Below are 12,306 nucleotides of genomic sequence, written 5' to 3'. Positions count from 1 at the left end.
CCACCATAAAGACATACATGATCGAATTTGCACAGCTACTGTATATTTTGAAAGATGTGCCCGTTGATTCGCTGGGCTACGACCGTCTCCGTGCTTACATCCTTTATTGCATCAATACATTGAAGATTTCGGAAAGCCAGCTGCAAAGCAGACTCAACGCCATCAAATTCTATTTTGAACAGGTGCTCCATAAACCGGACTTCTTTGCCGAAATCCCACGGCCGAAGAAGCCATCCACTTTGCCAAAGGTGTTGAGCCAAAAGGAAGTAAAACGGATATTCGACGTGGTACAAAACCGAAAACATTTGCTGATGCTGCAACTGTGCTACGGAATGGGGTTGCGAGTAAGTGAGGTTGTCAATCTGAAAGTGAGCGACATCGACAGTGGACGGATGCAGGTACTCATCGAAGCGGGCAAAGGAAAGAAAGATCGGTACGTACCACTACCGTCTGCAGTGCTGGATTTGCTGCGGGAATATTATAAAGCATACCATCCCAAAACTTACCTTTTTGAAGGTCGGTACGGTGGGCGGTATTCCGTCCGCAGTGTACAAGCGGTGTTCAAGAATGCAATGAAAGCCGCAAAGGTAAACAAGCCGATAGGGATACACGGTTTGCGGCATAGCTACGCCACACATTTACTGGAATACGGCACGGACATGTCATTCATACAGCAGCTACTTGGTCACAATGACATCAAGACCACGATGCTGTATGCAAAGGTCAGCAATGCGCAACTGAATTCTATCAAAAGTCCGTTGGATAGGATTTTGTAGCTACAGCTTCAAAGATGACCACAATGGGATTTATTACTTCAAAAGCAGAAAACCCTTCATACCGGCTACTCTGTGAGCACAGTTCAGAGCTGTGAGAAACGTGGGGGTCTTTTTGTTTAGACACTCTAACGTTTTGGCGCTTGGCGCAGTGGCGGATTTCGGAGCACTTCACTGTCAATATACCGCAAAAGTTGATGCGAGGTAGAATGTTCAATTAAACACGTTACCCGCCATTGAGCCAAACGCCTGTTACCTGCTGCCGTTCTTTTATTGTCCTGCGAAAATGTTGTCTGTATTGGCATATATGATTTTTACTTTTTTCTCTTTCTCAAGTTTACTGTTTTCTTGAACGTAACGAATTAGTCGCTTACTCTGTCTTCCCATAAATCTATTCCAATAAACAATTACAATGTAGTCATAACTGTCAACAGAAAGTTTTGAAGTCTGCGATAGCGGTTTTAAATATTTCATTTGTGTTTCAAGAGAAACAATACTATCAATTGGGGCTTGCTGTCTGGGTGGAAAAGTTGTCATTATTTCATTTCTGTCCCATTTTAAATTTGGAAAACCGCCCGCATAACAATTCACTTGAAATGATTTTAAAAACCCTAAATTGTCATAGTAAAGGGCTTGTAATGGTTGGTAATGATTTTTAATTTGTGATTTATATTTTGTCGTGTCAAGTGAAAACAGATATGAAAAATAGGCTGTGTCAAGTTCGTAACTGTCGGCAGTTGGAATGTTATATTTTTTGGAATAACTAGCAATTGTTTTTTCGTCAACCGTCTTTGTTTTTTTCATTCCATAAATTCCTGTGAAAATTGAAGTGCAACTTGTCAGTCCAAATATGAATGTCAAAGAGAGAAATGTAAATATTGATAAATGTCTTTTCATTGTCTGGTCTTTTACGCTTGCAGGTAACGTTTTTGTATAACCGCCAGTTACGGATTTAAAGTTAGTGATTTTCGGTTAAGAACTGACGTTAGCAATTCCGAGTGGATTCGGACGTAGTCGAATCCGCCGTAATTGCGGTTATACATTGTTGGCTACAGTATTTTTAATTTTCGGCCAATTCTTTTTCATCAGTTTCATCAGTTGAAAATCGTGCAATCAACATTGGTGTTAAAATACATACAATTCCGATTATTGATTTCAATCCGAAATCACCAATAAAATTCATTGCAATTAAATAAATTCCGCAAACCAGAAAAATTATATTAATCAGTTTTTTATTCCAAACAAAACCTCCAACCAGGTATGCAATTCCGATTAGAGTGAACATTCCAGCGTTCAGAATTTGATTCGTTTCATCACTATAATTCAAAAACCAATTCGATATTTTTCCGATTAAAACAATTCCGATTAGTATAAGGAAAATTTTATGTAATATTTTTTTCATTTCGATTGCGTTTTGTTTTGATATTGTAGCCAACTCTCAAATATACGCAATAATCTTCTTTACAAAAAAAAAACCAATAATTCTCTGTTTTGCCATAAATATTTGTTTGTAAGGGGGTTCACTTTATGGTTGTGCGATTTTGTCCATTGCGCATTTTGTATAACTTTCTTAGATTTGTTTTGGCAGATAATACAAAATACGCAGTATAGAAGTTGTTGATTTTTCCGGTTTTGCTTTCCGGGAAGGTAGGCATAATGATTCGGCGGTCATTTGGGTGGATTTCAAATACGACCGGGCAAAGATTGATTTGGTCAAATCGCTGAAAGGTAGGTGGAGCAGGTCTAAGAAGTGCTGGTATGTACCGGACAACGCCCATTTCCGGACACTGTTTGGGATGGAAATCCCACCGGTTGGCAAAGGGGTATTGTCCAAATTGTCACCATTGAATGCTCGGGAGTTACAACGCATGAAAGAGGTATTGCAGATGAAAGCCCTGGAGTTGCTACCCTTAGGGTGGAGACAGATTTATAAAATAAAGAATTAAATTTGTTGACATATGGCACGAGTATTTAAAGAATCTTTTAAAATTATGGCAGTTGAATTATCCTATATAAAAGGATTTGTATCTGCAGCGGCATTAGAATTAGGTATCGATGCAGGTCGCATTTTTAAATGGCGTATGGATTCCCGATTCAATGGCGGGAATTTGTTACCTAAAAACGATAAATTATCTCCTGAGGAGCAAGAATTCCGTGAATTGAAGAAGAGGCTTAAAGAGGCGGAGTTAGAAAATGAGATTTTAAAAAAGGCAGTGGCCATCTTTTCCAAGGGAGGCTAAAAGTATATAGGTTCATTAAGGAAAATATGAACCACTATACAGCTGATAAGATGTGCTCTGTACTAAAAGTTAGTAGCAGTAGCTTTTACAAGTGGTTAACGAAAAAAAGCAGTCACCGGGAAGAGAAGAGTAAAAAATTAATACAGCTGATCCAAGACGAATTTAAAAAAGTATTAAATCTGAACAACATTCATCAAAGCATGAGCAGAAAATGAAACTGTTGGGATAATAGTGTTGCAGAAAGCTTTCTTAAGACATTAAAAACAGAACTTGTATATCATCATAAATTTGAAAATAGAGAAATCGCAAAAATGAAAATATTTGAGTACATAGAGGGCTTCTACCATAATAAAAGAATCCATTCCGCTATAGGCGATTTAACCCCGAATCAGATGGAAAAACACTTAAAACAAAATCAAAAAATTGCAGCTTAAAACAGTCTCCACTTTTTAGTTACAATTCCAGTTATTGATCCTCGCTTTTTTAATATCCTGGTTATCTCAATTATCCGTAAACAAACACCTCACATTCCAAGCTGAAACTCAACCGAACAAATAATTGTCTCATCTGTTCTGGTAATATACAACAAAAGCTTTAACGTTATGATACAGACAAAATTTCATAATTGTATAGAAGTATGTGGAGAATATGCCGTGTTCTGTAGCCAGTGTGCCGCTGCCTGTTTAAATGAAAAAGATCTGGAACATCTTAAAAAATGTATCTAATTGAATCTGGAATGCACTATCATCTGTGATGCTGCTGTAAAAGTTATGAGCATCGATGGACAGTTAAGTATAGAGCTCTGTAAAACATGTGCAGATATCTGCGAACGATGTGCAGACGAATGCGAGAAGCATGCGAATATGGGCATGGAACATTGCCGTGAATGTGCTGAAGTTTGCCGAGTCTGCGCCAAAATATGTAAGGAGATATCGGCGGCTTAGCTTCCGTGAGGGGAATTGTGTCGACACTTAAATTCCAATAGTAGGAACAGCCGAATCATATAGCGTGGTTTGATTGTATATCAAAATTAATTTAATTAGGTTTGTCTAGTCGTTTCCGAACTTCTAAAACATAGTATTTGGGTTACGAACAGAACTTCTTTGATTATTTATTAAATGCTATTACCAAAAGGCCAAGTGTTTTAAATTTCCATATGAAAAAACCTGTAAGAATAAGAACAACGCTTAGCAAAGGTGTCGTCGCTCCCAGTCTGACCTTCATCGTGGGTATCTGTCTATTATCTGCTATTTATCCGAATCTTACCGAAAACCTGCTCAGCACGGTTAAGAATTTTATCTTTGTAAACCTTAATTACGTTTATGTCTGGTCGGTAACCATCTTTGTCCTGTTCTTAGTTTATTTGATGTTCAGTAAATATGGTAATATCCGGCTAGGAAGAAATGACACTAAACCCACTTATTCTTTCTTTTCGTGGATTTCTATGCTTTTTGCCGCCGGAATGGGTATAGGGCTGATTTACTTTAGTGTTGCAGAACCGATGCAGCATTACTCAAATGAGATATTTTCAGAAAATACGGCTGTCCAGCGAGCCAAGGACGCACAACTTCATACTTTCTTCCATTGGGGTATCCACGCGTGGGCTATTTACGGGATTGTCGGGTTGTCTTTAGCCTATTTTGCCTATCGTTATCGTTTACCCCTTTCTTTGCGGAGCTGTTTTTATCCTCTTTTGAAGGATAAGATCAAAGGAACATGGGGCAATACCATTGATGTGTTCGCACTTTGCAGTACTTTTTTTGGAATTACCACCACATTGGGTTTTGGGGTGGTGCAGATCAATTCCGGTCTGGAAACACTAAATATCTTGCCGGGAACTAGCTTTATTTACCAGGTATTAATTGTCGGTGTACTGGTTTCACTTTCTATTATATCTGCCGTGAGCGGAGTGGACAAGGGCGTAAGGATATTGAGCAATATCAATATTGTAAGTGTTGTCATATTCCTACTTTTTGTTTTGATCCTCGGACCTACGGTATATCTGATAGGAAGTTTCACGGAAGGGATCGGGACATATATCAATGAATTCTTTAGCTTGACATTCAATACACATGTGTACGAAGAGAACACGCAACAGTGGTTTTACGACTGGACAATACTGTATTGGGCGTGGTGGATTTCGTGGTCGCCTTATGTCGGGCTATTTATCGCTAAAATTTCGAAGGGCCGAACGATACGGGAGTTTGTAGCGGCAGTCTTGATTATCCCTACTCTGTTTAATTTTATCTGGATGACTGTTTTTGGAAACAGTGCGATATGGTTTGATGCCAACGTTGCCGACGGGGCGTTAAGTCAACTCGCTGGCATTCCCGATGCCCTGATGTTCCGTTTCTTGGAATACCTGCCATTAACTGAAATCACCAGTTTTTTGACTATTGCTATCATCATTATCTTCTTTGTAACGTCTGCCGATTCCGGTATATTCGTCATGAACAGTATAGCGACAAAAAACGCCCCGATATCTCCGAAATGGCAGACCATCGGCTGGGGTGTCCTGCTTGCCATATTAGCACTGATGCTATTGAACGCCGGCGGACTAACGGCTCTGCAAAGTATGACATTGATTACAGCATTGCCGTTTTCGCTTATCATGCTGCTATTCATTGTCAGCCTGATAAAGGCACTGTCCATTGATAGAAGCTATTACGAACGTGATTTTTCAGCAACGACGATACCCTGGTCAGGAGAATTTTGGAAGGAGCGTCTGAAACAGATTGTCTCCTTCAGTGATAAGAAGTCTGTCGTTGGTTTTATTGATACAACAGTTAGAGACGCCTTTTTGGAATTGCAGGAGGAGTTTTCCAGAAATGATGTCGAGGCTAAAGTTAATTTCTACGAAAATCCCCTTAGAATAGAGATAGAGATTAAATACGATGTTGTAAATAATTTTTTGTACGGGGTGAAAGAAGAATCAAGAATTGTATCCGATTACCTGCTGAATGAAGAGAACCTGCCGGATATAGAAGGAAACCAAACGTTTTTCCCTAAATCCTATTTTGGCGATGACCGCGAGGGATATGATGTACGGCTTTTTACCAAAAACGAATTGATTTCTGATGTACTGAAACATTACGAGAGGTTTATAGAGATTATTTCTGAAGAACGCAATGAATTGTTTATAATTAGCAATACCAACCGTAGGTTAAGATAACGACTGCAGGACAATAAACTTAAACGCATTTTTCTTTTTTCCTATATTTACTTTTTCTATAAATATACTCGTCAGAATATGAGCAAAATCCTCCGTTTCTTTGACCTTCATAATGGGGAAGACAAAAAGGAAACCGTCCTGGAAAGTGTTGTCAGCAACATTTATTTCCGTGGCGCAAATGCCTGGATATTGGCCTGCGCCATCGTTATCGCATCCATTGGCCTGAACGTCAACTCCACTGCAGTGATCATCGGCGCTATGCTGATTTCCCCATTAATGGGGCCGATCGTAGGTGCGGGATTTGCTTTGGGCACGTTTGACTTTGCCCTGCTTCAGAAGTCGATAAAAAACATCATGATAGCAACAGGTATAAGCCTTTTGGTTTCGTTCCTCTATTTTTCATTGGTCCGTTCTAGGAGGCACAGTCTGAGCTTTTAGCCCGTACTTCGCCGAATATCTATGATGTACTGATTCCTTTTTTTGGAGGTCTGGTCGGTGTTATAGCTACTACAAGCGTAAACAAAGGTAACCCGATACCAAGAGTAGCGATTGCGTACAGACTGCTACAGGAAAGAAAATATACCTACAAGGCACACGATTTTATCCAACAGGAACTCACCGAAAAGGGCTATACGGTGATTTATGAAAGATTATTACAGAATACCTCACCAAAGCGCCTAGAACTCGCATTTTTAGCAAAGAAATTCAGCGCGAGCGAAATAAATACGTTGGAGCGGTCTATGAAGACATTTGTTATAGAGAATACCGACCTGATCATACGGCAGGACAGTCTAGATATTAGATCCAGTATTCTGAACGAGATTAATCAGAGCAATACTTCTGTAAATGAAAAAGACCTGACCATACGTGCATTGAACAACAGGTTGGCCAAATATGATATGATGGCTGAAAGGCTACGTAGCAATATGACGATTCTTTTTCCTGAGGTCAACAATTATAGCATCGGCATCCAAAACCAATATGTAACGCGGGATAGCCTCGCCAAATATATTGCCTTCATTTATTCCACAACGCAAGCATTAACGGAAGAGCAGGATAACAAACTTCAACAATGGATGAAAAGTCAGTTTCCGCAGCGTACGGGGTCGCATTCGCTGCCAGTGGATATTTCCTTGGGTTCACCGGCCACGGTGATACGCATGTAAGTGGGTTTTGCACCAACAGCATAGTTTTTTGGTTTCTTCAGATAAAAGAGCAAGGAGTAAGTCTTGCAGCCAACCGAAATCAAGATGTTCAGTTTTTGTACAGGTTGTTAATCAGAATTTTAAACCTGTTTCAGTGAGTATGGTAGTTTAAAAAAATGACTCACCGAATGACTCACTTTTTTATTGGGAAAAATTGAAAGATTTGTAGATAACGATAAAACAAAAAACGCTGTAAACATTTGATTTACAGCGTTTTAGTATGTTTTGACTTCAAGATGTGTAGCCCGTAGGGGAATCGAACCCCTGTTTCAAGAATGAAAATCTTGCGTCCTAACCCCTAGACGAACGGGCCATCGGGATTTGATGATGCAAATATAAGTGCATTATTTGCACCATCAAAATATTTTTATGCCCTTTTTTCTAATGGGCTGATTTTGAAATCAATATTTTTATATGAGGTCAAAGCCTATATCCGTACGGAAGTATTTTCCTTCGAAGAAGATACGTCCGGCATCGGCTGTGGCCTGTTGTAAGGCTTTGAAGAGGTTGTCTTGTAAGGTTGTCACCGCGATGACACGTCCGCCGGCAGTAACCACCTGACCATCTACCTCTTTTGTTCCTGCATGAAAGACGATAGATTCTTTTACGTTTTCGATGTTGGAGATAACCTTGCCCGACTCATAGTCGCCAGGATAACCTCCTGATACCAGCATTACGGTAACCGCAGTTTTAGGACTTACTGTATAGGTGCGGTTTGCCAAATCACCTTTGGCTACACCTTCGAGCAAATCCACAAGGTCGGATTCTATACGAGGCATCACCGACTCGGTTTCAGGGTCACCCATACGTACGTTATATTCGATGACATACGGATCGCCGTTAACATTCATAAGGCCGATGAAGATAAATCCTTTATATGGGATGCCGTCCTTTTTAAGTCCTTCTATGGTAGGCTTGATAATACGTTCTTCTACTTTTGCCATGAAGGTTTCGTCCGCAAAAGGTACTGGTGAGATAGAACCCATACCTCCTGTGTTAAGTCCGGTATCGCCTTCTCCTACACGTTTGTAGTCTTTTGCTGAAGGAAGGATTTTGTAGGATTCACCGTCTGTCAAGACGAATACCGAAAGCTCTATGCCTTTAAGGTATTCTTCGACCACTACTACACTGCTGGCATCACCAAACTTGGCCTCTTCGATCATGGCTTTTAGTTCGGTTTTGGCTTGCTCCAATGTTTCGCAGATCAATACTCCTTTGCCGGCAGCCAAGCCATCGGCTTTCAGCACGATAGGCAGCTTTTGGGTCTCTAGATAGGCTAACCCTTCCTCTAAGTTGCTGCGATTGAATGATTTATATGCTGCAGTAGGGATGTTGTGTCTGAACATGAACTCTTTGGAGAAGTCTTTGGACCCTTCCAAGGTGGCACCAGCTTTCTGAGGACCAATTATTGCGATATGTTTGGTATCTTCTCTTTCAAGAAAGTAATCATGAATACCTTTTACTAAAGGTTCTTCGGGACCTACCAGTATAAGGTCAATATTGTGTTCCAGCGCAAAATTCGCAATACCTTCAAAGTCGGTAACCTTTAGGTTTACGTTCTTACCATACTTGGTAGTTCCGGCATTTCCGGGAGCGATATACAGGTTAGTTAATTTAGGGCTCTGTGCTATTTTATAAGCAAAGGCAGATTCACGACCGCCTGATCCGATAATTAAGATATTCATAACGCAAATATACAATCTCAGGTGGTATTCTTAAATTAAAAGGATTATTGTCACACTTTTAATAAAATGTGATATCTTTAGTCTAACCAATATAAACATTATGATAAGGACTCTTTTTGTCTGCCTTATTGCGTTATTATGCAGTCCTGTGAGGGCGCAGGATGTCCAAAGTTTCATAGAAAAGCTCGGTAAATATAATGCAGAACAACCTCAGGAAAAGATTTATATACATTTCAATAAGCCCTCTTATTCTGCGGGGGAGACAATATTTTTCAAATCCTATACGACGGTAGGGGTCAACAACTCCCTGTCAGCTCTTAGTGGGGTACTCTATGTAGAACTTGTAAGCCCGGCGGACAAGATTGTGGAAAGAAAGGTGGTAGCCACCCCTATGGGTATAGGTGTAGGAAGCTTTGATTTGGCAGATACCGTTACCGAGGGAAGATATCGTGTACGTGCTTACACCAACTGGATGAAGAATTTTGCTAAAGATTACTTCTTCGAGCAGCCTATAGACATATTCAATGGTCGCTCGGATGAGGTGTTTACACAGACGGACTATCAGGTGCGGGACAAAGATGTGATTTACAGAGTTAAGCTTACAGGTCCTGACAGCCAGCCTCTACCCAAAACGAGGGTCAGCTGTGTGATATGGTCCCAAGCAAAGGAGGTGGACAAGAAGACCGTCACCTCCGACGAACAGGGCATTATCGAAATTGCTGTACCTAAAAAGCATAAGAATAGCGTCATCACCCTCCGCTTTAAGAAACCTTCAGTATTTTATGTAAATAAAATTGTTAGAACTGTAAATCCCGACTTGCAATATGACACCCAACTGTTTCCGGAAGGAGGCCGCCTGTTGGCCGGCTTCCTGAATAATATTGCCGTCAAAAGCATAAATAATAAAGGATTAGGGGTTTCTTCGAAAGTTTTGCTCACCCGAGGAGCAGATACCTTAGGAATTATAGAGACCAACAAGCTGGGGATGGGGGCTGCGCAGATTTTTATCAACGATACCAGCGGCATTCAGGCTACAGCCATATATCCGGATGGCAGCAAGCAGGAGTTATCTATGCCTAAAATTTATGCTTCCGGCTATTCGGTCATTACGAATAATACGCATAAGGAAAAGCTTTTCGTGGAGATGCATATCAGTGAAGACCGTTTAGACCATCAAGATCTTTATTTTGTGGTGCATCATCTTGGCGAGGTGTTTTTTGTGTCAAAGACTAGCGCCAACCGTTCCGCAATAATTTTTGCGGTGGACAGGGTTAAGCTCCCGTTGGGTGTGGTCACCGTATCCATACTTAATAGCAGTTTTGTTCCTCTTATCGAGCGGCCTTTGTTTTCTTTTCAGGAGTTGGAGGAAAGCACGGTCACGTTGGATAAGGACGCTTATAAGCAGCGCGAAAAGGTACAGGTAAAATTTAAGATTGCTAACGGTGAAAGCAATAATTTGGGAGCCTTCTCCGCTGCGGTGTACGATCTTTCCAAGGTAAACACAGACAATTTAAGTCAGCACAATATTCTCTCCGCCCTTTTGCTCAATGCGGATATTAGAGGCTATATAGAAAATCCTAACTATTATTTTGAGGACAATAAAATAAAGACGGCAGATATAGACTATCTTATGCTTACGCAAGGGTGGAGAAATATAGCGTGGGAAAAGTTGGAGGTGCCGGGGGAGCTTCAGTATAAGCCGGAAAAGAGCCTTAGCATCTCGGGTTATACCAAAAGGTTAGGAAGAAGTAAACCCTATCCTAATGCCAGGGTACAGTTGATTTCTACGCGCAACTTCCTAGACTTTTTGGATACTACTTCCAATGAAGACGGATATTTCGAATTTGACAATCTCATCTTTCCGGACAGCATCAAGGTTTTGATTTCTGCCCAAGATGCCAAGACCGCAAAGAAAAACATAGATATTGTATACAACGAAGAGGTAGCGGCAGAAGTACAGGAAGCTTCCGGAGATTTGGTGGCTTGGGATGTGAATAGTAGCCATTCTGAAGAGCTGTTGGCCGCCAATGCTTTTATGGCGGAGCTGGAAAAGCTAGGGATAAAGGAGAAGGTCATCATGATCGAAGAAGTTGTTGTGCGTCGCAGCAGACCTAAGGTGTCCGAAAACTCCTCGAACCTCAACGGGGCTGGACGGGCGGATCAGGTGCTTACAGAAGAAGACCTTTCTACCTGTCCTACATTGGAGATGTGTCTCAACGGCAGGCTACTGGGTGTGTATTTTGAAAACGGTGAACCGTACAGCACTCGCTCAAGGGCGCCTATGCAGGTGTTTTTGGATGGTATGCCTGTAGATTCCGGCTTCTTCAATACCCTTAATGTAGCTGATATTGAGAGTGTAGAGGTATTAAGGAGTGCGATGTATACCAGTATTTACGGCTCTATGGGAGCTAATGGAGTAATTATTATCACGTCCAAGACCGGTAAATCCGCATTGAATGTTTCTTCAGAGCCGAAAGGGTTGATCACTATTTCTCCACGGGGTTTTGCCGAAGCCAAGCAATACTATTCGCCTAAGTACGATGTGGATGAGGGGGTTCGGTATAATTCCGATCAGCGTTCTTCCATCCATTGGGAACCTGCGTTGGTTTCCAACGAAAAGGGAGAAGCAGAATTTAGCTTTTTCACCTCCGATTCATCGGGAAAATATCTTTTGGTAATTGAGGGTATAGATCTTCATGGCAATATTTTCAGAAACGTGACCACCATTAACCGATAAAGGAAAAATTATCTTGCAATAGCTCAATCGATTAATGGCAGAACGATAAAATAATTGCTTTTTTTCTTGCTGGAATGCGATAAAACTCTCTATCTTTGCACCACTCCGCGAGGGAGAGAAGTTCTACGGAACGTTTGAAAAGAGGGTAGAAGAGGGTAAGGAAAAGATAGTTTATCTTTTTTTGTTGCCCGATAAAAAGAAGAGAAAAAACTTCAAAAAAGTTTTTGGAAAATCGGATAAAGTTTCTACCTTTGCAGTCCCGTCCGCAAGGAAGGGGGGAAGAGAAAAAGAAATAAAGGCCGTAAGGCAAGAGATAAAGCCGAAGCGAGATGCGGAGGCGGAGAGTTCTTTAAGATATTAATCATGTAGCGTAACGGGTACTTACGTTTTCGACTAGGAGACGATAAATACGGAAATACTTGCCGGGGTTAGACATTTAAATTATTATATACAATGGAGAGTTTGATCCTGGCTCAGGATGAACGCTAGCGGCA

At 40.9% G+C, this 12,306-nt stretch carries 10 protein-coding genes, 1 tRNA gene and 3 pseudogenes; 10 read left to right on the top strand and 4 right to left on the bottom strand.

Annotated features, from left to right (window positions below; translation table 11 throughout):
- Positions 1-776 (top strand): tyrosine-type recombinase/integrase (locus ABD873_RS13085; RefSeq protein ID WP_345069013.1); only part of this gene is annotated, 776 nt, incomplete at its 5' end.
- Between the two features lie 267 nt (positions 777-1,043).
- On the opposite strand, the gene ABD873_RS13080 is transcribed toward ABD873_RS13085, so the two are convergent.
- Together ABD873_RS13080 and ABD873_RS13075 are read right to left on the bottom strand one after the other, a co-directional pair.
- Positions 1,044-1,670, bottom strand: a complete 627-nt coding sequence (locus ABD873_RS13080) for a hypothetical protein (RefSeq protein ID WP_345069011.1) — start codon at positions 1,668-1,670, stop codon at positions 1,044-1,046.
- Positions 1,671-1,833: 163 nt separating this feature from the next.
- Complete coding sequence (locus ABD873_RS13075; RefSeq protein ID WP_166966799.1) at positions 1,834-2,175, bottom strand: hypothetical protein; 342 nt, start codon at positions 2,173-2,175, stop codon at positions 1,834-1,836.
- A gap of 394 nt (positions 2,176-2,569) precedes the next feature.
- Between ABD873_RS13075 and ABD873_RS13070 the strand changes: the two genes are divergently transcribed.
- The 8 genes and pseudogenes from ABD873_RS13070 (at position 2,570) to ABD873_RS13040 (ending at position 7,351) form a co-directional block, all read left to right on the top strand.
- Positions 2,570-2,719 (top strand): hypothetical protein, encoded by a 150-nt coding sequence (locus tag ABD873_RS13070; RefSeq protein WP_345069006.1) that lies wholly within the window; start codon positions 2,570-2,572, stop codon positions 2,717-2,719.
- A gap of 12 nt (positions 2,720-2,731) precedes the next feature.
- Positions 2,732-3,013, top strand: coding sequence for a transposase (locus ABD873_RS13065; RefSeq protein ID WP_345069004.1), 282 nt, complete (start codon positions 2,732-2,734; stop codon positions 3,011-3,013).
- Between the two features lie 230 nt (positions 3,014-3,243).
- A pseudogene (locus ABD873_RS13865) lies at positions 3,244-3,447 on the top strand (IS3 family transposase); the annotation flags it as partial.
- Positions 3,448-3,615: 168 nt separating this feature from the next.
- A pseudogene (locus tag ABD873_RS13880) lies at positions 3,616-3,957 on the top strand (four-helix bundle copper-binding protein).
- Positions 3,958-4,169: 212 nt separating this feature from the next.
- On the top strand, positions 4,170-6,185 hold the full coding sequence (locus tag ABD873_RS13055) for a BCCT family transporter (RefSeq protein WP_345069000.1): 2,016 nt from the start codon (positions 4,170-4,172) through the stop codon (positions 6,183-6,185).
- A 78-nt stretch (positions 6,186-6,263) separates the two neighbouring features.
- On the top strand, positions 6,264-6,623 hold the full coding sequence (locus ABD873_RS13050; RefSeq protein ID WP_345068998.1) for a DUF389 domain-containing protein: 360 nt from the start codon (positions 6,264-6,266) through the stop codon (positions 6,621-6,623).
- A gap of 17 nt (positions 6,624-6,640) precedes the next feature.
- Positions 6,641-6,685: pseudogene (locus ABD873_RS13045) on the top strand (hypothetical protein); the annotation flags it as partial.
- Positions 6,686-6,925: 240 nt separating this feature from the next.
- The gene (locus tag ABD873_RS13040) at positions 6,926-7,351 is read left to right on the top strand and encodes a hypothetical protein (protein WP_345068996.1); all 426 of its coding nucleotides are present in this window, start codon (positions 6,926-6,928) and stop codon (positions 7,349-7,351) included.
- A gap of 280 nt (positions 7,352-7,631) precedes the next feature.
- On the opposite strand, the gene ABD873_RS13035 is transcribed toward ABD873_RS13040, so the two are convergent.
- Positions 7,632-7,703 (bottom strand) — tRNA-Glu (locus tag ABD873_RS13035).
- A 97-nt stretch (positions 7,704-7,800) separates the two neighbouring features.
- The gene (purD, locus tag ABD873_RS13030) at positions 7,801-9,075 is read right to left on the bottom strand and encodes a phosphoribosylamine--glycine ligase (RefSeq protein ID WP_039054445.1); all 1,275 of its coding nucleotides are present in this window, start codon (positions 9,073-9,075) and stop codon (positions 7,801-7,803) included.
- Between the two features lie 100 nt (positions 9,076-9,175).
- On the opposite strand from purD, the gene ABD873_RS13025 reads away from it, so the two are divergent.
- Positions 9,176-11,812 carry a TonB-dependent receptor plug domain-containing protein gene (locus tag ABD873_RS13025; protein WP_345068994.1) on the top strand — a complete coding sequence of 879 codons (2,637 nt, stop codon included), beginning with the start codon at positions 9,176-9,178 and terminating at the stop codon, positions 11,810-11,812.
- The last annotated feature ends 494 nt before the right edge of the window (positions 11,813-12,306 follow it).

This window comes from Sphingobacterium thermophilum, from assembly GCF_039541675.1.
Lineage (GTDB): Bacteria > Bacteroidota > Bacteroidia > Sphingobacteriales > Sphingobacteriaceae > Sphingobacterium > Sphingobacterium thermophilum.
The sequence above is the reverse complement of the archived record's forward strand: the minus strand, read 5'-3'. Positions and strand labels throughout refer to the sequence as shown.

Bases quoted from the DNA above. Each gene is read 5' to 3' on its own strand.
- ABD873_RS13080 (WP_345069011.1), bottom strand. From the start codon at position 1,670: ATGAAAAGACATTTATCAATATTTACATTTCTCTCTTTGACATTCATA.
- ABD873_RS13075 (WP_166966799.1), bottom strand. From the start codon at position 2,175: ATGAAAAAAATATTACATAAAATTTTCCTTATACTAATCGGAATTGTT.
- ABD873_RS13070 (WP_345069006.1), top strand. From the start codon at position 2,570: ATGGAAATCCCACCGGTTGGCAAAGGGGTATTGTCCAAATTGTCACCA.
- ABD873_RS13065 (WP_345069004.1), top strand. From the start codon at position 2,732: ATGGCACGAGTATTTAAAGAATCTTTTAAAATTATGGCAGTTGAATTA.
- ABD873_RS13055 (WP_345069000.1), top strand. From the start codon at position 4,170: ATGAAAAAACCTGTAAGAATAAGAACAACGCTTAGCAAAGGTGTCGTC.
- ABD873_RS13050 (WP_345068998.1), top strand. From the start codon at position 6,264: ATGAGCAAAATCCTCCGTTTCTTTGACCTTCATAATGGGGAAGACAAA.
- ABD873_RS13040 (WP_345068996.1), top strand. From the start codon at position 6,926: ATGAAGACATTTGTTATAGAGAATACCGACCTGATCATACGGCAGGAC.
- purD (WP_039054445.1), bottom strand. From the start codon at position 9,075: ATGAATATCTTAATTATCGGATCAGGCGGTCGTGAATCTGCCTTTGCT.
- ABD873_RS13025 (WP_345068994.1), top strand. From the start codon at position 9,176: ATGATAAGGACTCTTTTTGTCTGCCTTATTGCGTTATTATGCAGTCCT.